Genomic DNA, 19,325 nt, shown 5'->3' on the forward strand with positions numbered 1-19,325 from the left:
GAAATATGTCAAGCGTAGCAATTGGCTTATGAGGTGAGATTGGGTCAGGGCAATAATGGTGAATGAAAGCCGTTTGTCATGAGCTTTGTGTTCTGTTTTGGTGCGTGAATACCTTCATTTATTGTTCATATGTGAAGTGGGGATTTCAGACGATTTTGCCGAGCATGTGGGGCAATGATTTTGCCGTCAATGGCACGAAATATGCTCAAGAAATGGAGTGGTAGTCGGATGCACGTCATCGTCAAGACGGCGGCATTACAACAAGGACAATTTCTCAGAGCAGGGTCGTGTCATGAAAAGCCCGCAATCATCCTCTGTCACTGCCGGGATTCGAAGTCGGCAACACTATCCACGCATCGAGGCGCTGCCCGATGCCCAACGCTATCTGGTGGCATGCCAGTCTCCCGAGAGCCTGCCAGGCACTGGTGAGGCGGCGGGCAACGCCCGTCAGCAGATGCAGATGCATTGTCAGCTGATCAGTACGCTGCTGGGGCAGCTCGGTAGCCGCGAGGTGGGAGGCGCCGTGCAGTCCGCCCCGGCAACAGAGGCGTTGCCCACGGGCCCCGTCGACAACGCCCGTCTGCATCGCTGGTACGACGTCGATGACCGCCCGAAGGCCTGCGACGCACTGATCGGCGCCATCAGCGAGATCGGTGTCGCGGGGTGTCTGGTCATCATCGGCAGTGAGCATTTCGTGTGGCAGGTCGCCAATCTGGCTCAGCAGCAGGGGCTGCTGCTGGATGACATGGTGATGTTGCCGGTCGCTGCCCTGGGGCGGCATGTGTTCTGCGTGCACTGTCAGCAGGTCAGTGAGCATGTCATCCACTCGCCAGCAGCCTGTGATGGCTGCGGTTTGATGCTGGAAGTGCGTGATCATTTTTCCAAGCGTCTCGGCGCCTACATGGGCGTGCGAATCGATGCGGAAGCCCCGGGAGAGATTCCCCCACAGGAGGAGGTGGCACCATGTCTCGCTTCATGAAGGCGCGGGTCGCCGCGGTCGATCAGCTCAGCAGCAGCGTGCGCCGTCTCACTCTGGTGCCTGCCGATGAGGCGTCCCCCTTCACGCCGTTCTCGCCGGGCAGTCATGTGGTGCTGGGCATTCCGGGAGAGGGGCGGGTGTGTCGAAACGCCTACTCATTGATCAGCCCGCCGGATGATCCCTCGCATTACTGCATCGCGGTGCGTCGTCAGCCGGTCTCGCGTGGTGGCTCCGAAGCCATCCATTCCCGCGTGCAGGTCGGCGACGAGCTGGAACTCAGCCCGCCGGCCAACCTGTTTCTGCCGCACTGGCAGGCGCGCCACCACCTGATGCTGGCAGGCGGCATCGGCATCACGCCGTTTCTCTCCTACCTGCCGGAGCTCGAGCGGCGTGGCGCCAGCTGGGAGCTGCACCTGCGCAGCCAGGACCTCGACGTCGCCCGATTCCCGGAGGCCGCGCCCTATCTGGCGAGTGGCAACATCACCCAGCATCGTCTCGAACGCCCGAACCTGAAGGCCTTGCTGGCGCGTCAGCCCGCCGGTACGCACGTCTATCTCTGCGGCCCGCAGGCCATGATCGATGCCGTGAAGGACGCGGCGCGCGAGCTGCACTGGAGTCTCGCGCGCATCCACCACGAGGTCTTTGCCGCCCCGGAACCGGGGACTCCCTTCACGGCCGTGGCGCGCGCCAGCGGCGTGGAAGTGGCGGTCGGCGCCCAGGAATCGATGCTGGAAGCGCTGGAGCGCAGCGGTGTCGAGGTGACAAGCCTGTGTCGTGGCGGCGTCTGCGGGCAGTGTCGGGTCGAGATGCTGGAGGGGGAGGCGGAGCACCGTGATGCCTTCCTCGATGAACAGGAGCGGGCCAGTCAGTGCTGCGTGATGCCCTGCGTTTCCCGGGCACGCAGCCAGCGGCTGGTGCTAGATCTCTGAATACGTCTTTCGCGAGATGGACCCCCAAGGAGCAGGAACATGCAATTTTCCCCGCGAGATGACCAGGCGTTCCATGGTCTGTTCACCTTCAAGAATTCCGATCACGCCATCCAGCGTTTTCCCTTCCCGTTCCCGGAAGATGAGTACCGCTACTCGGTCAATATCGAGCCGCATGTCTTGCCGGGCAAGCCGGATTCCATCACCGAGCACATGCTGGATATCGATGAGCACTATCTGAGCGAGATCGCCGAGCGTGAGCGGGTGCTGGCCAAGGACCCCAGACGCTGTCTGGTGATGCCGCACATGCAGCCGGCCGCCTGGGACTTCCTGGAATTCGTGATGACGCATTACGCCCGGGACTATCCCGAGGCCTTCAGTTTCGAGCGCGACGGCGATGACTGCGTGTGGCGCAACCATCTGCTGGGACTGGAGCAGGCCTTTTGCATGGGCGATGACGCCAGCCTGCCATTGCCGCCGCTGGACTATATCGGCCGTCAGATGCAGGGCGATATCGCGCTGCTCGACCAGCGCGACGGTGACCTCTTCATGGATGCCGGCATGATCACCTGTCCGGCGGACTGGTCACTGGCCTTCGATGCCGGCATGAGCTTCAAGCAGTGGCATGGCCCGGTGCCGCTGGCGCATGAGATGGGCGTGTTCGATCGCGCGCTCAAATACCTGTGCGCCATCCAGGTAGGCGGGCCGGTGCGGCGTCTGAACTGGACCATGACCATCCACCCGCGCATGGACAGCTCGCCGGAAACCTATGCCGAGTGGGGCAGTGATCGCACCACCATCACCGCCGAAAACGCCGGCCGTGACGTGCATCTGCGGGTCGAGCTGCAGACGCTGGTGCGCATGCCGCGCAGTCATGCGCTGTTCTTTGGTATCCGCACCTATCTGATCAGCCTCGAGGACCTGTGTACCAACCCGGTCTGGCAGACGCGTCTGCTGAAGGTGCTGAAGACCCTGCCGGCGGAGCTGATCGACTACAAGGGACTGACGCGTTATCTGCCCAGCGTACTCGAGTGGCTGGAAGCCCGCGAGGCGAGTGTCGCGACCAACGCCGAAGCGACGGCGCAGGCAGCGATCTAGGCCACGCTCTCGGCAAGCTGCTTCTGGCAAACAGCTCCTGATAAGAGAGCTCCTGATAAAGAGCTCTCGGCAAACAACTCTCGGCGCCGAGGGCGTGACAGGGAATGGATCGCAAGCCACTGACCACAGCGCTTGCGGATAACAACAAAGGGGAAACGCTGGTGAATATCGATGTGCTGCAACTCAGCTACGCGCTGGATACGTTCTACTTCCTGATGTGTACCGCATTGGTCATGTTCATGGCCTGCGGCTTCGCGATGCTGGAATCCGGGCTGGTACGCTCCAAGAATACCGTCGAGATCCTGACCAAGAATGCGCTGCTCTACGGCATCGCCTGTCTGGTGTTCCTGGTGGTGGGCTACAACGTGATGTATCCCGGCGACAACGCCATCAGCAGCGTGATTCCGGGGCTGTCGTTCATGCTCGGCGCTGACAATACCCTCAGCGACATCAGTGCTGGCGAAGGCGCTGCCTATTACTCCAGCATGGCGGACTTCATCTTCCAGGCGGTGTTTGCCGCCGCGACCATGTCCATCGTCTCGGGGGCCGTGGCAGAGCGCATGCGCCTGTGGCCGTTCCTGATCTTCGCGGTGGTGATGGTCGCGGTCATCTATCCGGTGGAAGGCTACTGGAAGTGGGGCGGCGGTTTCCTGGATGCGATGGGTTATCAGGACTTCGCAGGCTCGGTGGTCGTGCACATGGCGGGCGCGGCGGCGGCATTGGCGGCGGTGCTGCTGGTCGGTCCGCGCAAGGGGCGCTACGGCGTGGACGGCAAGGTACGTGCCATTCCGGGTGCCAATCTGCCGATCGCCATGCTCGGCATGTTCATCCTGTGGATGGGCTGGTTCGGCTTCAATGGCGGCTCGATGCTCAAGATCGCCAGTCTCGATGATGCCAACAGCGTGGCGCGTATCTTCGTCAACACCAATGCGGCGGCCTCTGCGGGCATGGTGGCCGCGGCGCTGCTGTCACGCGCCATGTTCGGCAAGACTGACATGACCATGGTGATGAACGGTGCCCTGGCCGGTCTGGTCTCGATCACTGCCGAGCCGTTGCTGCCGTCTGCCGGCCTTGCGGTACTGGTCGGTGCAGTGGGCGGCATCATCGTGGTGCTGTCGGTAGTGGGGTTGGACCGCCTCAAGATCGATGACCCGGTCGGTGCCATCTCCGTACACGGCTCCGCCGGTCTATGGGGCATCATGGCGGTGCTGTTCTCCAATCCGGATGCGGCCTTCGGCACCCAGATCCTGGGCACGCTGATCATCTTCGCCTGGATGTTCGGCGCAAGCCTGGTGGCGCTGCTGGTGATCAAGAAGGTCTGCGGTGGCCTGCGTGTCAGCGAGGAAGAGGAACTGGAAGGCATGGACATGCACGAATGTGGCATGGGGGCCTACCCGGAATTCGTGAACATGTCCTCCCCGTCACAGGGAGAAGGCACTGCGTCCGGGCATGCCGGCAAGGCGAGCGCTGCAGTCCCGGCTGCGGTGCTCAAGGGGGCGGCGCGTTGAGCCTGCCCCCCCAAGTGCTGGAGTCTCAGAGTTTGATGTGATGAGCCCCGCCAGCATGTGACACGAGAAGGCCCGCCAATTGGCGGGCCTTCTCGTGTTCCAGGGGGAGCGTAAGGGGAAAGGGTGGGCAAGGGATAGGGAAAGGAGGGGGAAACAAGAGGGAAACAAGAGGGATGATGGACGTCCCGGGAGAACAAGCAGCGACCAGACGGAAACTGCCTGTCAGCGGCGGTGCAGGCCACCCAGCTCATGATTGATATGGCGGGCGCAGTCCATCAGCGCGCCGCGCAACAGTAGACGCCGGCGCTCGTCGGCCATCATCGCATCGGGGCCCGAGATATTGATGGCGCCCACCAGATGGCCGGTGTGGTCGTACAGTCCCGTGGCGATGGCGGTGGCGTAGTCGGAGCGACTTTCCACCCATCCCTGGCGGCGAGCTTCCTCGATGGCATCCTTCAGGGCCGGCAGGTTCTGGGGCGCCGGCGGTGGGTAGTCATCCAGGCGGATCTGGCGGTAGAGCTGCTGCAGTTCATCCTCGCCCAGCACCGTGAGCAGGATGCGCCCCATGGCGCTGACATGGCACGGCAGACGGGAGCCGATGGGGATGTTGACCGACATGCGCTGTGCGGCGAAGGCGCGGTAGAGATAGATGGCGTCCGTGCCCTCGCGAACGCTCAAGTGGCACGACATGGTGGTCTGGTCGCGCAGGGTGTCCAGGTGGGGTGCCACCACCTCGACCAGGTCACGACTGGCCAGATAGCTGAAGCCCAGCGAGATGACCTGTGGCCCCAGTTCATAGGTGTTGCGAGCGATCTTCTTGAGATAGCCCATGTCGGTGAGGGTGATGACGATACGATAGATGGCCGAATTGGTGGTGCCCAGTTCCTCGGCGAAGTCGTTGGTGGTCAGCACCTTGCGCCTGCTGCTGAACATCTCGAGGATTCTCAGCCCGCGAAACAGTGCAGGCACGGTGTAATCATTCTCGCGAGCAGGCGCGGTCGAGAGCGATGGGTCATCGGTCACGAGATCCTGCCCGGAAGGGAGCGAGGCGTGGGAATCGGGCATACCTGGTTCCTTTTGCTGCGTATGGCGAGCCGTAGGTGAAACGCAGTCTCCCCGTCGCTGCCTGGAAGTCAGACAACGACGGGGAGCGGGTGACAACGTGAGAGGCATGCGCGAGCGGATGCCAAGGTTGCGTCGCAATCGCTAGCCGTGATGATGGGCCAGCAGGGCAGCGGCTGTCACGGTCTGCCCCGAGTATTCGCGCATGGCATCGAGCATGACGCCCCACTGATAGTGGCTGGAGGCGATGTCGAACAGCAGGTGGAAGCAGGGGCACTGATGGCTTCCCACGTTGACGATGATGGCGTTGGTGCGTGCCACTGATGTCTGCGCGACGCTCCCAGGCGGGAAGGCCTCACTGCGCAGGTCCACCCCGCACAGCTTGGCCATCAGCGTCGGTACGTTGCTGCCACTCAGGCTGAACCAGGCGTGGGAATCCCGCCGTGGGAGGGAATGCACGCGCCTGCCCTGGGCCAGTGCGTCATCCGCCTGCGCGATGAGCGGCAGGTCGGCCACGCCCGCATCGGGAGTGATGGTCGGCGTCAGTTGCAGAAACTCACCCACTGACAGCCTGACCAGCCAGCTGCCATCTGACTGAAGCCTTGCCGTATTGGGCGTATCCGGTACCGTGAAGCCCCGCGAGGCCAGCCAGTCGGCGGCCTCGCGGCCGCGTACGCCTGCGCGACCCAATGCGCTCATGTCGGCGAGCGCACAGTGGCTGATGGCCGGCGTCATGTCACTTGAGCTGTCGGCGGTCGACGCGCCAGTGAGGCTTTGTGGCAGCGCGCAGCGCGCCAACGCCGTGGCGCCATCCAGGTGGTCCGTCATTGATGTCGTCATTTCACAGCTCCTGGCGGGCAGACTTGGGATCAAAGAAGGGCAGTGCCACGACCTCGGCCTGGACCAGTACGTCGCCCTGGGTGCGGATGGTGATCTTGCTGCCGGGCGTACTGCTGTCGATTCCGGCGTAGGCCAGGCCGATGATGGCACCCAGGGTCGCGCTGTACTCGCACGAGGTCACGTTGCCGGTGATGTCGCCACCGGGCTTGGCGGCGTCGGCGCTCTGCTCCCCGCCGCTGAGCACCAGTTGACCTTCCAGCGGTTGCGGGCTGTCCTTGGGCAGCATGAAGCCGACCAGCTTGCGGGTCTGGGGCTGGGCGGCAAGAATCTCGATCGCACGACGGCCGACACAGAAGGGCTTCTTGTGGCTGACCGCCCACTCAAGGCCGATCTCGCCGGGGTGACTCATGCCATCGGTGTCCTGACCGATGATGATGTGACCTTTCTCGAGACGCAGCAGACGCTGCGCCTCGACACCGAAGGGTCGGATACCAGCTTCCTTGCCCGCCATCATCAAAAGATCCCACAGCGCTTCGCCGAAGCGGCTCGGCACATGGATCTCGTAGCCCAGTTCGCCGACGAAGCCGACTCGCAGCAGGCGGGCGGGAATCCTGCCCTGCGTGCCCAGCAGCTCGGTCTCGAGATGGCCGGTGCGCAGCTCCAGATAGGGGAAGGCTTCCGGGCTCAGGTCGATGTCGCGGCACACCTTGCTCAGCACCTCGCGGGCCTTGGGCCCGGCGAGATTGACGGCGCACCAGGCGGCGGTGACGTTGGTGATATCGACATCGAGTCGCCACTGGGCATTCCACTTCAGCATCTGCTGGTAGACACGGTCCACGCCGCTGGTGGTGGCGGTGACATAGAAGTGTTCTTCACCGAGGCGGCACGACACGCCATCGTCGATGATCACGCCTTGCTCGTTGGCCATGGTGGCGTAACGCGTGCGACCCACCGGCTGCTTGAGGAAGGCGAAGGTGTAGATGCGGTTGAGCAGCTCGGCGGCATCCGGCCCGCGCAGCTCGATGCCACCCAGGGTCGAGACATCGATCAGGCCCACGCCATTGCGCACGGCCAACGCCTCGTTCTGCATGGCGTCATTGCGCTCCTCCGGGCGGCCATAGAAGGCCGGGCGCGCCCAGTGGCCGGCCGGCATCATGCTGGCACCGAGAGCCAGATGGCGCTGATGCATCGGTGTCTGGCGGTAGGGGTCGAAACTGCGACCGGCCAGCAGCGGCAGCGGTTCGGCCACGAAGGGCGGGCGCGCGGTGGTCACACCGGTCTCGCTGACGGTGCGCTGGGTGGCTTCGGCGACCAGGCGCGCGGCTGGCAGTGCCGAGTGACGGCCCTGGGACGGGCCCATGCCCAGTGTCGAGAAGCGCTTGACCAGCTGGATGTCACGGTAGCCGTGTCGGGTGGCATTGAGGATGTCGCGAATCTGCAGATCTTCATCCAGATCGACGAATTCCTTGCCCTTGGGGTGTGCGAACAGCGGCCAGCCATGCTGACGGAAGGGGCGTGACGGCGTGACGGCCGCAGGCTCATTGGTCTCCAGCGTGGCATCCACGGCCTTGCCTGCGACGGCAAGCCCGTTCAGGGCGGCGCTCGCGGCACGCTGGCCATCAGCGATCACGTCCTTGAGGTGATAGAGGCCATTGGCGGAGCCCGCCATGTGCAGGTGTGCCGGCAGGCCGCTGAGGCTGAAGCGTGCATCATCGTCCAGATAGGAGAGCTTGGCACCCGCCTGGCAGGCCAGCTGATAGACCGGCATGTAGCCCGCCGTCATGCAGACCAGATCACAGGGGATCACCTCTCCCTCGGTGGCCAGTTCGCCGCGCGCGAGGATCTTGCGCACCTCGACGCCCGTGACGTGATGCAGCGACTTCTCCGCCTGCGCCTCGAAGATGGCGTGCTCGAGCTTCAGGGCGATGCCACAGTGACGGACGGCATCGGCCAGACTTTCATCATCGGGTTGGGTGCGCATGTCGAGCAGGGCGACGATGTTGACGCCGTGCTCCATCAGGTCGAGTGCTGCCAGATAGCCATCATCGCTGCCGGTGATCACCACGCCCTGCTTGCCCGGACGCACACCGTAGTGCTGCATCAGGCGCTGGGCGGCACTGGCGAGCACGATGCCCGGCAGGTCGTTGTTGCGAAATACCACCGGTTGATCGAAGGCGCCGCTGGCGAGAATGCATTCCTTGGCGCGCACCTTGTAGAGGCGCTTGCCGCGGATCACCGGCAGATAGTTGTCGGTAAACCAGGCATTGCAGGTCGCCTCGGTCATCACGTCGATGCGCGAATGCGCCGTGATGGCCTCGCTCAGCGTCTGCAGTGTCTGGTTGGCCTCAAGGCCTTCGGCATCAAAGCGTGCGTAGGTCAGTGCCCCGCCCAGCAGGCGGCCTTGTTCGACCAGCAGCACGCTGGCGCCACCGTCAGCGGCTGCCAGTGCCGCGGCCATGCCCGCCGGGCCTGCGCCGACCACCACCACGTCATGAAACAGGTAGGCCTTGTCGTGGTAGTCGCCGCGCACATCCAGATTCAGCGTGCCCAGACCGGCCTTGCGGCGAATCAGCGGCTCCCAGTACTTCCAGACGCCCTTGGGTTTGTAGAAGGCACGGTAATAGAAGCCGACCGGCATGAATTTCGAGAACTTGCCCAGACGCATGTCGCGGTCGTTGTCCAGGGTCCCATTCACGTTCTGGGCAGTGACCTCGAGCCCCGGGCTGATCTGGCGCTCATCGCCCAGCACGTTGGGCTCATCCGGCAACTGTACCAGGGTGTTGGCGTCCTGGCCGGCGAAGGTCAGGGCGCCACGCGGGCGGTGATACTTGAAGGAGCGCGACAGCAGCCAGCGGCCATTGGCGGCCAGGGCGCTGGCGATGGTGTCGCCGGCAAAGCCCTGGTAGCTCACGCCATCGAAGCTGAAGGTCACCGGCGAATCGCGCTCGATCAGACGCCCCATCGGCGCTGGCAGGCGGGCGCCGCTGGTCATGGAAAGTTTGGCGTTCATGCGCGCTCTCCCGAGGTGTCAGAGGGGGGCAGAGGAAAATCGACACGCTGGGTGAAGCGTTCGGACGGATCGAAGGTGCGCAGGATCTCGTCGGTCACGGTGTGACGCTCGGCGAGGAACCAGTAGCTGGAGGCGGCGTGCATCCACCATTCGGTGACGACACCGGCGGTGTTGTCGCTGAAGAAGACGTAGTCGGCCCACTCGCGGTCACTGCAGGTATCGGGGTCTGGCATGTCGGCAAGTTCACCGCCATACACGAATTCGCTGATATTTCGGGGCCCATTGAGTGGGCAGGGCATAATCTTCATCGCGGAAATCCTTGAGCGTTGTTCTTGTGCGATAGCCTTGTGCGCCGGGCGTTCGGGACTGATTGTTGCGATGCGCTTGCTGGACAGCCCCTGGCGTCGATCCTGTACGTCAGCCGCATGGCGTCAGTGGCTGGCGGCGGTGGCGCCCATCTCGTTGACCTGGCGGAAGCGTGCAAAGCGTTCCAGCGCGAAGGGGGCGATCAGGTCCGGGGTCTTGCCGCCGGAGGCGACCAGCTCGGCCATGGTCTTGCCGCAGATCGGCGTCGCCTTGAAGCCCCAGGTGCCCCAGCCGGCATCCAGGTAGTAATTCTCGACGGGACTCTCGCCCATGATCGGGCTGTAATCCGGGGTCATGTCAGTGGTGCCTGCCCATTGGCGCATCAGACGCGCCTGTGACAGGAACGGGAACATCTCCAGCGCCGCGGCGATCAGGCTTTCCTTGAGGTCCAGCGTCGAGCGGGTGCTGTAGAGCGGGTAGGGGTCGGAGCCACCGCCGAACACCACCTCGCCACGGCTGGTCTGCTGCACGTAGCAGTGCAGGGCAGAGGAGCTGACCAGCGGATCCAGGAACGGCTTGAACGGCTGGGTGACCATCGCCTGCAGCGGGTAGCTGATGATGGGCATGGTGAAGCCGGCCTTCTTGGCGAGCACCGAGCTGTGCCCGGCCACCGCTTGCACCACGCAGCCACACTGCACGGTGCCGCGATTGGTCTTCACTGCACGAATCTTGCCGCCTTCGACCACGAGATCCTGTACCTCGGTGAGCTGATGGATCTCGACACCGCGCTTGGCGGCCTCCTTCGCATAACCCCAGGCGACGGCATCGTGACGCGCAGTGGCACCATCGATATGCCACAGGCCCGCCATGACCGGCAGGTGGCCGGGGTCCAGGTTCAGGCTCGGTACCAGCTCGCGGATCTGCTGGCGATCCAGCATCTCGGTGCGCCCACCGAAGTGGGTGTTGACCTCGGCCCGCTGGCGGAAGGCCCGCACGGTGGAGTCGGTATGCGCGAGGGTCAGCTGGCCACGCTCCGAGTACATGATGTTGTAGTCGAACTCGTTGGACAGTCCCTGGAACATGCGCACCGATTCGCTGTAGAAGCGCACGCCTTCCGGTGTCAGGTAGTTGGAGCGGATCACGGCGGTATTGCGCGCGGTATTGCCGCTGCCCAGGTAGGCCTTCTCCAGCACGGCGATATTGGTGATGCCGTGATACTTGGCCAGATAGTAGGCGGTGGCCAGGCCGTGCCCGCCGCCGCCGATGATGACCACGTCGTAGCGGGACTTCAGCTCCGTAGGCGGGGGGAGGTCGACTTCGGCCGGATACTCGGAGGACAGGCCGTACTTGAGCAGGGAAAAGGGCATCGGTGACTCCCGGTACGCGCAGGCGTACCTCTAGTGGTTCAGGCCGACTGGCGACGCGCGGCAGTCAGGGTGTTGGCAAGCAGGCAGGCGATGGTCATCGGGCCGACGCCACCGGGCACCGGGGTGATGGCACCTGCGATCTTGCTGACCGCAGCGAAGTCCACATCCCCTACCAGTCGCGTGCGTGCCTTGCCGGTGGGGCTTTCCTCGGCGGACTGCGCGATGCGGTTGATGCCCACATCGATGACCACGGCGCCGGGTTTGATCCAGTCGGCGCCGATCATGTTCGGGCGCCCGACGGCAGCCACCACGATATCGGCCTGGCGGCAGAGTTCGGCGGGATTCTGGCTGCGCGAGTGCAGCTGGGTGACGCTGCAGTTGGCGGCCAGCAGCAGACTGGCCATCGGCTTGCCGACGATGTTGGAGCGCCCGATGATCACCGCATGCAGACCAGAGAGATCCCCACCGCGCTCGGCGAAGGTGTCACGCAGCAGGCGCATGCAGCCGGTGGGGGTGCAGGGCGCCAGGGCATCGGCACCCTGCACCAGTGCGCCGACATTCATGCGATGGAAGCCGTCGACATCCTTGGCGGGATCGATGGCCTCCAGCACGGCGTCTTCCTGGATATGGGCCGGCAGCGGCAGCTGGACGAGAATGCCGTGCACATCAGCATCGGCATTGAGCTTCGCCACCAGCGCCAGCAGCTCGGCCTGGGTGGTCTCGCTGGGCAGGATGTGCTCGAAGGACTGCATGCCACACTCGACGGTACGCTTGAGCTTGTTGCGCACGTAGACCTGGCTTGCCGGGTCCTCGCCGACCAGCACGACGGCCAGCCCCGGTATCACGCCTTGCTGCGCAAGGCTTGCGACCTCTGCCGTGACTTCCTTGAGCAGTCGCGCCGAGGCGGCCTTGCCATCGATCACGGCGGCGGTGGGCTGTGCGAGTGTCTCGTCCGCGATCGCGGTGGGTGTCGCTTGGGTATTCATGACTGCGCTTCCTCCCTTGGGTGACGGCCGATGATTCACGCGTGGTCTGTCTTGAAGGCTTGCTTGAAGACTTGTTTGACGCCTTGTTTGAAGACTTGTTTGACGCCTTGTTTGAAGACTTATTTGAAGATCACGGTGCGATCATTGGCGAGGAAGACGCGGTGTTCGATGTGATAGCGCACGGCATTGGTCAGCGCCTGAGTCTCGGTATTGCGGCCCGCTGCGACCAGATCTTCCGGGGCGAAGTTGTGTTCGACCCGCTGCACGGCCTGATCGATGATCGGCCCTTCGTCGAGATCCGCGGTGACATAGTGAGCGGTGGCCCCGATCAACTTCACGCCTCGCGCGTGTGCCTGGTGATAGGGCTTGGCGCCCTTGAAGCCCGGCAGGAAGGAGTGGTGGATGTTGATGGCGCGTCCGGCCAGCTTCTGGCACAGCTCATCGGAGAGAATCTGCATGTAGCGCGCCAGTACCACCAGTTGAGTGCCGGTTTCCTCGACGATGTCCATCAAGGCCGCTTCCTGGCGCGCCTTGGTGTCCTTGGTGATCGGCAGGTAGACGAAGCGGATGCCTTCGCGCTCGACCATCGGGCGCAGGTCCAGGTGGTTGGAGACGACCGCGGTGATCTGCATGTCCAGCTCACCCTTGCGGTAGTGATAGAGCAGATCGTCCAGACAGTGATCGAACTTGGAGACCATGATCAGCACCGGCATCTTGTCCTGGCCACCGTGGATCTGCCATTGCATCTCGAAGGGTGCCGCCACGTCCTCGAAGGCCTGACGCATCTGGGCGATATCGCCTTCGACGCCTTCATTGAAGCGGAAGCGGGCGCGGAAGAAGAACTGCCCCTTGTCCTCATCATCGTATTGCGCCAGCTCACTGATGTAGCACTCATGGGTGGTCAGGAAGGTGGTGATGGCCGCCACGATGCCGGACGTCGCCGGGCAGCTGATGGTGAGAATGAAGTGATCGTCTGAGGTGCAGGTCGCGTGAGGCATTCTGGGCTCCGATGTCGGCAGAGAGGCATTGTTGTTGTGATGTGAAGAGTTTCATTCACTGACGTGGCTGTGGCTCGGTTATTTCCTGCCAGTGACTTAATTTTCTTCTCAAGTAAATAACAATGTTTTTCTGGCGCTGGGTCAAGCCTGATCGACGCGCCAGTCGACGTTAGCGTCCATGAAATGAAGACAATCATTCACTGGTGAATCTTTTGGCACTTCAGGGGACCGCGGAGCAGGGAAAGACATGAGACGGGCGAGGGTGGGACAGGTGGCCAATGAGACACGCTCGTCTCGGGATGGCTACAACTTTCGGATAAGGTGAAAGAAATCGTCATGTCAGGGATCGGCAATTGCGAGCTTGAATATCAACACGTTAGTGTCTGCTCAAGACAAACCTCGAGGGATGCCCTCCAGGACCCGGTATTCATGCAAGACGATGAGGTAGACACGATGCGCAAGTTGACGATCGCAGCACTGATGGTGGCCAGCATGGCCGGTTCCTCCGTAGCACTGGCCGGCAATCCGACGCTTGAGGCTCACAAGGACAGCGCCAAGGCTCAGTACTCCCAGACCAAGGACGGCGCCAAGTCCCAGTACTCTCAGACCAAGGACGGCGCCAAGTCTGCCGCCCAGACTCACAAGGCCACGGCTAGCAGCAAGGTATCGGACAAGACATCCCACGCCACCCAGGCGGCCAAGTCAGCCAAGACCAATGCCAGTCACAAGGCGAGCGATACCCAGTCTCGTTACCAGAAGAAGAGCTACGCCGACGTGCTCAAGAACGAGCGCCATTGAGGCATGACATCGCTGCCTGATGGCAGCTGAGTGTCCCGGATGATGAAAGCCCCCCGCAGCCAATGGTTGCCGGGGGCTTTTGCGTTTCGGCCTCTTTTGTTCAGGTCTTGCCTCCTGCCGCTGTGGCCGAGCCCTTTGCGTCAGGCCCTCGGGTCCAGGGCATTTGCGTCAAGCCCTTGGGTCCAGGCTCTTGGGGCAGCGCCTTGGCGTCTTGCTCATGACGACAAGCCGTAAGGAGCGAGTGGATCTCAGCGTTCTCGAAAGCGCGACCTTCACGCCGTGCCGGGTGTCTTTCGGGCATGTCGACTTCATCGCGTGGCGAAGTGCTCAGCTCGCCATCTTCAAATGAACGTCAATCAGCGGTGGAGCAGGCTTCGATAGCGGGGCATCACGGGTCATCACGGGGATTGGCGACCCCGGGGCGGGCCGTTATCGGGAAATACATATGGAAATTCATATTTCCGTATGCACACGAAAGTCCCCTCGTCATGCGCATTCCTGAGGAATGTCTTCGGACTGTCATGCGAGCGCATCACATTCGCAATGCAAGCGTCATCCAATCTTCATACGAAGCGCCTACTTTACATCCGCAGCTGGATCTCGGTTCGAACGAAAAAAACTCAAGGGGCAGGGAATATGAAGACGCTTGGCTTGGTGGTAGGCGCGATGATGCTGGTTCCTTCGATGGCACAGGCGGCGTTCAGTCTGGATAGCCGTTACAACGATGCCGATGGTGATCTGGTGGCGGACATTCCGACGGATGCCTCACAGCTCAAGGACCCGAGCACGCTGGTATTTGCCTATACGCCGGTGGAAGACCCGGCGGTCTATGCCGATGCCTGGTCTGACTTCCTGGATTACCTGGCCGAGAAGACCGGCAAGAAGGTGCAGTTCTTCCCGGTACAGTCCAATGCCGCCCAGATCGAGGCCATGCGTGCGGGTCGTCTGCATATCGCCGGCTTCAATACCGGTTCCAACCCGCTGGCCGTGGCCTGTGCCGGCTATCGTCCGTTCACCATGATGGCGGCGGCGGATGGCAGCTACGGCTACGAGATGGAAATCATCACCTACCCGGGGTCCGGTATCGACAAGGTCGAGGACATCAAGGGCAAGGAAATGGCCTTCACCTCCGAGACCTCCAACTCCGGCTTCAAGGCCCCGTCCGCCATCCTCAAGGCGGATTACGGCATGGTCGCCGGCACCGATTTCACGCCGGTGTTCTCCGGCAAGCATGACAATTCCATTCTCGGCGTCGCCAACCACGATTACGTCGCTGCCGCCGTTGCCAATTCAGTGATGGGTCGCATGGAAGATCGCGGCGTGATCAAGGCGGACCAGATCAAGACGCTCTATACCTCCCAGACCTTCCCGACCACCAGCTACGGGGTCGCCTACAACCTGACGCCGGAATTGCAGGAAAAGATCAAGGACGCCTTCATGAGCTTCCCCTGGGAAGGCTCCTCACTGGCGGCGGAGTTCTCCGAGTCCGGTGAAGCGCAGTTCGTGCCGATCTCCTTCCAGAAGGAGTGGGAAGTCATCCGCAAGATCGATGACGCCAACAACGTTCAATACAACTGCCGCTGAACCCCGCAAGAGGTAGCAGGCAGTGACATGACGGGCGTAACGCGACCTCCCGCTGGGTTGCCATGTGTGGCTGGACGGGAGGTCGTGAAAGGCCTAGGTCGTAAAGGGCAAAGGTCGTGAAGGAAGCAGACTCTGAACGCCAGCGCCGCCAGTCTGAAATATTGGCTTATATGGATCAGTGAATATTGTCGGGTGGCGTTGCCAGCTGATGATATCTGTCCCGCGCGCGAGGCGAGGGGCAGATCAGAGAACACACGGGAGAAGGGAATGAAGCGTCTTGGATGGTGGTTGGGATCATTGCTGTTGGTGCCGACGCTGGCGCAAGCACAGTTCAGTCTGGGCGAACGCTATAGCGATGCCGATGGCGACATGGTGGCGGATATCCCGACGGACCCCGCTCAGTTGAAAGACCCCGACACCCTGGTCTTTGCCTATACCCCGGTGGAAGACCCGGCAGTCTATGCCGACGCCTGGTCTGATTTCCTGGAGTATCTGGCCGAGAAGACCGGCAAGAAGGTGCAGTTCTTCCCGGTGCAGTCCAACGCTGCCCAGATCGAGGCCATGCGTGCCGGCCGTCTGCAGATCGCCGGCTTCAATACCGGTTCCACCCCGCTGGCGGTGGCCTGTGCCGGCTTCCGCCCCTTCACCATGATGGCCGCGGACGATGGCTCCTTCGGTTACGAGATGGAAATCATTACCTACCCGGGCTCGGGGATCGACAAGGTCGAGGACATCAAGGGTCGCGAGATGGCCTTCACCTCCGAGACATCGAATTCCGGCTACAAGGCACCGTCGACGATTCTGAAGTCCGACTACGGCATGGTCGCCGGTAGCGACTACACCCCCGTGTTCTCCGGCAAGCATGACAACTCGGTCCTCGGTGTCGCGAACAAGGACTACCCGGCAGCCGCGATCGCCAACAAGGTCGCTCGTCGCATGGAGCAGCGCGGTGTGATCAAGCCTGAACAGCTCAAGACGCTGTATACCTCCCAGACCTTCCCGACCACCAGTTACGGCGTGGCGTACAACCTGACGCCGGAATTGCAGGACAAGATCAAGGACGCCTTCGCGACCTTCCCGTGGGAAGGCTCGTCTCTGGCAGAAGAATTCACCCCGGTGGGGGAAACCCGGTTCATCCCGATTTCCTTCAAGAAGGAGTGGGAAGTCATCCGCAAGATCGACGCGGCGAACAACGTTCAATACCACTGCCGTTGATCGGCAGGGGCGGGAGTCAAACGTGCTGAAACTAGAGAAAGTCACCAAGACCTACAAGACGGGCGATCTGGCGCTCAACGCCGTCAGTCTTGAGGTACCGGCAGGGCAGGTGGTCGGGTTGATCGGCCCGTCAGGGGCGGGCAAGTCTACCTTGATCCGCTGCATCAACCGGTTGGTCGAGCCGACTTCCGGCGAGATCAGTCTGGCCGGCGAGTCCCTGACGGGCCTCAAGGGGAGCGATCTGCGCCGCGTCCGGCGACGTATCGGGATGATCTTCCAGGAATATGCGCTGGTCGAGCGACTCACGGTGATGGAAAACGTGCTGTCCGGCCGTCTGGGCTATGTCTCCTACTGGCGTTCGCTGTTGCGTCGCTATCCGGCAGACGATGTGCAGCAGGCGTTTGCATTGCTGGAGCGGGTGGGGCTGGCGGGGCGTCACGACAAGCGTGCCGATGAGTTGTCCGGTGGCCAGCGTCAGCGTGTCGGCATCGCGAGGGCACTGGAGCAGAATCCGGAGCTGTTGCTGGTCGATGAGCCGACTGCCTCGCTGGATCCCAAGACATCACGTCAGATCATGCGCCTGATCCAGGGCATGTGTCGTGAGCGTGGCTTGCCGGCGATCATCAACATCCACGACGTGATGCTGGCCCGTAACTTCACGGACCGCCTGATCGGTCTGCGCGCGGGTGAGGTGGTCTTCGATGGTCCTCCCGATGCGCTGACCGAAGATGTCCTGACCACCATCTATGGCGCCGAGGACTGGACGCAACTCAACGAAGAGAAGGGTGAAGACGCGCTGGAGGACGCCGAGGAGATGCCCGCCGAGGCCATGGTGGCGATGTCATGAGTACCTCCTTGAGCACTTCGTCCAACCCGACGCAGTGGCGGCGACCGCCGGTCATGTTCAAGCGTCGCTGGCACGGCTATCTGTTTCTCGCGGCAATCGTGATCTATCTGATAACGGCGACCTGGTCCATCGAGGTGGATTGGGGGCGTGTGCAGGAAGGCATGGCCCGCGGCTGGCGCTTCCTGCAGGGCTTTTTGGTCCCGGATTTCACGACGCGCTGGCGTGATATCCAGCAAGGGCTGATCGAGAGCCTGACCATGACCTGGACCTCGACGCTGGCGGGTATCCTGATCTCGATTCCCATCGGGATCGGCGCAGCACGCAATCTGGCGCCGGCGCCGATCTACTTCCTGTGCCGCTCCATCATCACGTTGTCGCGCTCCTTCCAGGAAATCATCATCGCCATCCTGCTGGTGGCCATGTTCGGTTTCGGGCCCTTCGCGGGTTTCCTGACGCTGACGTTCGCCAGCATCGGCTTCGTCGCCAAACTGCTGGCCGAGGAGATCGAGGCCTGTGAGGCCGTGCAGATCGAGGCGATTCGTGCCACCGGTGCCGGCTGGTGGCAGGTGGTCAACTATGCCGTGCAGCCCCAGGTCATGCCGCGCCTGATCGGCTTGTCGCTCTATCGTCTCGACATCAATTTCCGTGAGTCCTCGGTGATCGGCATCGTCGGCGCGGGCGGGATCGGCGCGACACTCAACACGGCGATCGATCGCTACGAATACGATTCCGCCGGCGCCATCCTGATCATGATCATCGCCATCGTGCTGGTGGTGGAATATTCCTCTTCCTATATCCGTCGGTGGGTGCAATGACAGTCATGACAGACAGTTCCCCGTCTCACGCCCCTGTCTGGCAGCGTTCTTCGTCGCGTCAGCGCCTGGTAAAGTGGGTTGGCCTGTTCTGGCTGGTGGCGTTCAGCGTCTACTGCTGGCAGGTGATGAATGAAGACACCATCTGGGCCTTCGTGGAGGATGCGCCCGCCCAGGCAGCCGATATCGGCGAACGCATGTTCCCGCCTGAGTGGAGCTATCTGGGGCGCCTGTGGCAGCCGCTGTGGGACACCCTCAACATGGCGACGCTGGGCACCGTGCTCGGCGTGATCATGGCCGTGCCGGTCGCCTTCCTTGCCGCCAGCAACACCACGCCGAGCGTGCGCTTCATCCGTCCACTGGCGCTGCTGATCATCGTGGCCTCACGTTCGATCAACTCGTTGATCTGGGCGCTGCTGCTGGTCGCCATCATCGGCCCGGGGCTGCTGGCGGGGGTGATCGCCATCGGGCTGCGCTCCATCGGCTTCGTCGCCAAGCTGCTCTACGAAGCCATCGAGGAGATCGATGAGCGTCAGGTCGATGCCGTACGGGCCACCGGTGCCTCGGGGCTGCAGGTGATGAACTATGCCGTGGTGCCGCAGATTCTGCCGGCCTTCTGGGGCATCAGCGTGTTCCGCTGGGACATCAACATCCGCGAGTCGACGATTCTGGGGCTGGTCGGGGCCGGTGGACTGGGGCTCAATCTGCAGTCCTCGCTCAACGTGCTGGCGTGGAACCAGGTCAGCATGATCTTCGTGGTGATCCTGTTGACCGTGATCGCCTCCGAGTGGGTGTCGGCCAGGGTGCGCCAGGCCGTGTTGTAACCTGGTCCATCCCCGGATCCAGACCCTGAGGCATGGCCGCAACACGCTCAAAACAAGACGCCAACACCTCTGTCGCGTGCAATGCGCACAGAGGTGCTGGCGTTATGGTTGCGGCAATTGTCTCGCCAGATCGACAGACGGCGCGCCGACAAATGACGAGGCTGC

17 protein-coding genes are annotated in these 19,325 nt (G+C 62.6%); 10 read left to right on the forward strand and 7 right to left on the reverse strand.

Annotated elements, in window-relative coordinates; genetic code table 11:
- Positions 1 to 292: 292 nt before the first annotated feature.
- The 4 genes from F8A90_RS07550 (at position 293) to amt (ending at position 4,511) form a co-directional block, all read left to right on the forward strand.
- The gene (locus tag F8A90_RS07550) at positions 293 to 979 is read left to right on the forward strand and encodes a dimethylamine monooxygenase subunit DmmA family protein (protein ID WP_200019603.1); all 687 of its coding nucleotides are present in this window, start codon (positions 293 to 295) and stop codon (positions 977 to 979) included.
- Complete coding sequence (locus tag F8A90_RS07555; protein ID WP_200019604.1) at positions 964 to 1,908, forward strand: PDR/VanB family oxidoreductase; 945 nt, start codon at positions 964 to 966, stop codon at positions 1,906 to 1,908. Before F8A90_RS07550 ends, F8A90_RS07555 begins: the two co-directional genes overlap by 16 nt.
- Before the next feature lie 39 nt (positions 1,909 to 1,947).
- Positions 1,948 to 3,003, forward strand: coding sequence for a heme-dependent oxidative N-demethylase family protein (locus tag F8A90_RS07560; protein ID WP_200019605.1), 1,056 nt, complete (start codon positions 1,948 to 1,950; stop codon positions 3,001 to 3,003).
- 161 nt (positions 3,004 to 3,164) lie between these two features.
- A complete protein-coding gene (gene amt, locus F8A90_RS07565) occupies positions 3,165 to 4,511 on the forward strand; it encodes an ammonium transporter (RefSeq protein WP_169477139.1) in 1,347 nt (448 codons plus the stop codon).
- Positions 4,512 to 4,733: 222 nt separating this feature from the next.
- Here the strand turns inward: amt and F8A90_RS07570 are convergent, their stop codons facing one another.
- From F8A90_RS07570 to purU, 7 genes are all read right to left on the reverse strand, one after another.
- Positions 4,734 to 5,576 (reverse strand): IclR family transcriptional regulator, encoded by an 843-nt coding sequence (locus F8A90_RS07570; RefSeq protein WP_200019606.1) that lies wholly within the window; start codon positions 5,574 to 5,576, stop codon positions 4,734 to 4,736.
- Positions 5,577 to 5,717: 141 nt separating this feature from the next.
- Positions 5,718 to 6,413, reverse strand: coding sequence for a sarcosine oxidase (locus F8A90_RS07575; protein WP_200019607.1), 696 nt, complete (start codon positions 6,411 to 6,413; stop codon positions 5,718 to 5,720).
- A 1-nt stretch (position 6,414) separates the two neighbouring features.
- On the reverse strand, positions 6,415 to 9,423 hold the full coding sequence (locus F8A90_RS07580) for a 2Fe-2S iron-sulfur cluster-binding protein (protein WP_233593590.1): 3,009 nt from the start codon (positions 9,421 to 9,423) through the stop codon (positions 6,415 to 6,417).
- Positions 9,420 to 9,731 carry a sarcosine oxidase subunit delta gene (locus F8A90_RS07585; protein WP_200019608.1) on the reverse strand — a complete coding sequence of 104 codons (312 nt, stop codon included), beginning with the start codon at positions 9,729 to 9,731 and terminating at the stop codon, positions 9,420 to 9,422. The genes F8A90_RS07580 and F8A90_RS07585 overlap by 4 nt, the downstream gene beginning before the upstream one ends.
- Positions 9,732 to 9,854: 123 nt before the next feature.
- Positions 9,855 to 11,096 (reverse strand): FAD-dependent oxidoreductase, encoded by a 1,242-nt coding sequence (locus F8A90_RS07590; protein ID WP_200019609.1) that lies wholly within the window; start codon positions 11,094 to 11,096, stop codon positions 9,855 to 9,857.
- Between the two features lie 38 nt (positions 11,097 to 11,134).
- Positions 11,135 to 12,082 carry a bifunctional methylenetetrahydrofolate dehydrogenase/methenyltetrahydrofolate cyclohydrolase FolD gene (gene folD / locus F8A90_RS07595; protein ID WP_200019610.1) on the reverse strand — a complete coding sequence of 316 codons (948 nt, stop codon included), beginning with the start codon at positions 12,080 to 12,082 and terminating at the stop codon, positions 11,135 to 11,137.
- Between the two features lie 119 nt (positions 12,083 to 12,201).
- Positions 12,202 to 13,080 carry a formyltetrahydrofolate deformylase gene (gene purU, locus F8A90_RS07600; protein WP_200019611.1) on the reverse strand — a complete coding sequence of 293 codons (879 nt, stop codon included), beginning with the start codon at positions 13,078 to 13,080 and terminating at the stop codon, positions 12,202 to 12,204.
- Positions 13,081 to 13,533: 453 nt separating this feature from the next.
- Between purU and F8A90_RS07605 the strand changes: the two genes are divergently transcribed.
- From F8A90_RS07605 to phnE (F8A90_RS07630), 6 genes are all read left to right on the forward strand, one after another.
- Positions 13,534 to 13,878 carry a hypothetical protein gene (locus F8A90_RS07605; RefSeq protein ID WP_200019612.1) on the forward strand — a complete coding sequence of 115 codons (345 nt, stop codon included), beginning with the start codon at positions 13,534 to 13,536 and terminating at the stop codon, positions 13,876 to 13,878.
- Between the two features lie 636 nt (positions 13,879 to 14,514).
- Positions 14,515 to 15,462, forward strand: coding sequence for a phosphate/phosphite/phosphonate ABC transporter substrate-binding protein (gene phnD, locus F8A90_RS07610; RefSeq protein WP_200019613.1), 948 nt, complete (start codon positions 14,515 to 14,517; stop codon positions 15,460 to 15,462).
- Between the two features lie 267 nt (positions 15,463 to 15,729).
- The gene (gene phnD, locus F8A90_RS07615; protein ID WP_200019614.1) at positions 15,730 to 16,677 is read left to right on the forward strand and encodes a phosphate/phosphite/phosphonate ABC transporter substrate-binding protein; all 948 of its coding nucleotides are present in this window, start codon (positions 15,730 to 15,732) and stop codon (positions 16,675 to 16,677) included.
- Positions 16,678 to 16,699: 22 nt separating this feature from the next.
- Positions 16,700 to 17,524, forward strand: coding sequence for a phosphonate ABC transporter ATP-binding protein (gene phnC / locus F8A90_RS07620; protein ID WP_200019615.1), 825 nt, complete (start codon positions 16,700 to 16,702; stop codon positions 17,522 to 17,524).
- Positions 17,521 to 18,339 (forward strand): phosphonate ABC transporter, permease protein PhnE, encoded by an 819-nt coding sequence (gene phnE, locus F8A90_RS07625; protein ID WP_200019616.1) that lies wholly within the window; start codon positions 17,521 to 17,523, stop codon positions 18,337 to 18,339. Before phnC ends, phnE (F8A90_RS07625) begins: the two co-directional genes overlap by 4 nt.
- A gap of 5 nt (positions 18,340 to 18,344) precedes the next feature.
- Positions 18,345 to 19,160: a phosphonate ABC transporter, permease protein PhnE gene (gene phnE / locus F8A90_RS07630; protein ID WP_233593591.1), complete on the forward strand. Its 816-nt coding sequence runs from the start codon at positions 18,345 to 18,347 to the stop codon at positions 19,158 to 19,160.
- Positions 19,161 to 19,325 lie beyond the last annotated feature (165 nt).

Source organism: Cobetia sp. cqz5-12 (genome assembly GCF_016495405.1).
In the GTDB taxonomy this organism is placed as follows: Bacteria; Pseudomonadota; Gammaproteobacteria; order Pseudomonadales; family Halomonadaceae; genus Cobetia.

Excerpts from the sequence above, each read along its gene's own strand:
- phnE (WP_200019616.1), top strand. The coding sequence starts at position 17,521 with ATGAGTACCTCCTTGAGCACTTCGTCCAACCCGACGCAGTGGCGGCGA.
- F8A90_RS07585 (WP_200019608.1), bottom strand. The coding sequence starts at position 9,731 with ATGAAGATTATGCCCTGCCCACTCAATGGGCCCCGAAATATCAGCGAA.
- F8A90_RS07580 (WP_233593590.1), bottom strand. The coding sequence starts at position 9,423 with ATGAACGCCAAACTTTCCATGACCAGCGGCGCCCGCCTGCCAGCGCCG.
- F8A90_RS07605 (WP_200019612.1), top strand. The coding sequence starts at position 13,534 with ATGCGCAAGTTGACGATCGCAGCACTGATGGTGGCCAGCATGGCCGGT.
- F8A90_RS07570 (WP_200019606.1), bottom strand. The coding sequence starts at position 5,576 with ATGCCCGATTCCCACGCCTCGCTCCCTTCCGGGCAGGATCTCGTGACC.
- F8A90_RS07550 (WP_200019603.1), top strand. The coding sequence starts at position 293 with ATGAAAAGCCCGCAATCATCCTCTGTCACTGCCGGGATTCGAAGTCGG.
- phnD (WP_200019614.1), top strand. The coding sequence starts at position 15,730 with ATGAAGCGTCTTGGATGGTGGTTGGGATCATTGCTGTTGGTGCCGACG.
- phnD (WP_200019613.1), top strand. The coding sequence starts at position 14,515 with ATGAAGACGCTTGGCTTGGTGGTAGGCGCGATGATGCTGGTTCCTTCG.
- F8A90_RS07555 (WP_200019604.1), top strand. The coding sequence starts at position 964 with ATGTCTCGCTTCATGAAGGCGCGGGTCGCCGCGGTCGATCAGCTCAGC.
- F8A90_RS07590 (WP_200019609.1), bottom strand. The coding sequence starts at position 11,096 with ATGCCCTTTTCCCTGCTCAAGTACGGCCTGTCCTCCGAGTATCCGGCC.
- purU (WP_200019611.1), bottom strand. The coding sequence starts at position 13,080 with ATGCCTCACGCGACCTGCACCTCAGACGATCACTTCATTCTCACCATC.
- F8A90_RS07560 (WP_200019605.1), top strand. The coding sequence starts at position 1,948 with ATGCAATTTTCCCCGCGAGATGACCAGGCGTTCCATGGTCTGTTCACC.
- phnE (WP_233593591.1), top strand. The coding sequence starts at position 18,345 with ATGACAGACAGTTCCCCGTCTCACGCCCCTGTCTGGCAGCGTTCTTCG.
- F8A90_RS07575 (WP_200019607.1), bottom strand. The coding sequence starts at position 6,413 with ATGACGACATCAATGACGGACCACCTGGATGGCGCCACGGCGTTGGCG.
- folD (WP_200019610.1), bottom strand. The coding sequence starts at position 12,082 with ATGAATACCCAAGCGACACCCACCGCGATCGCGGACGAGACACTCGCA.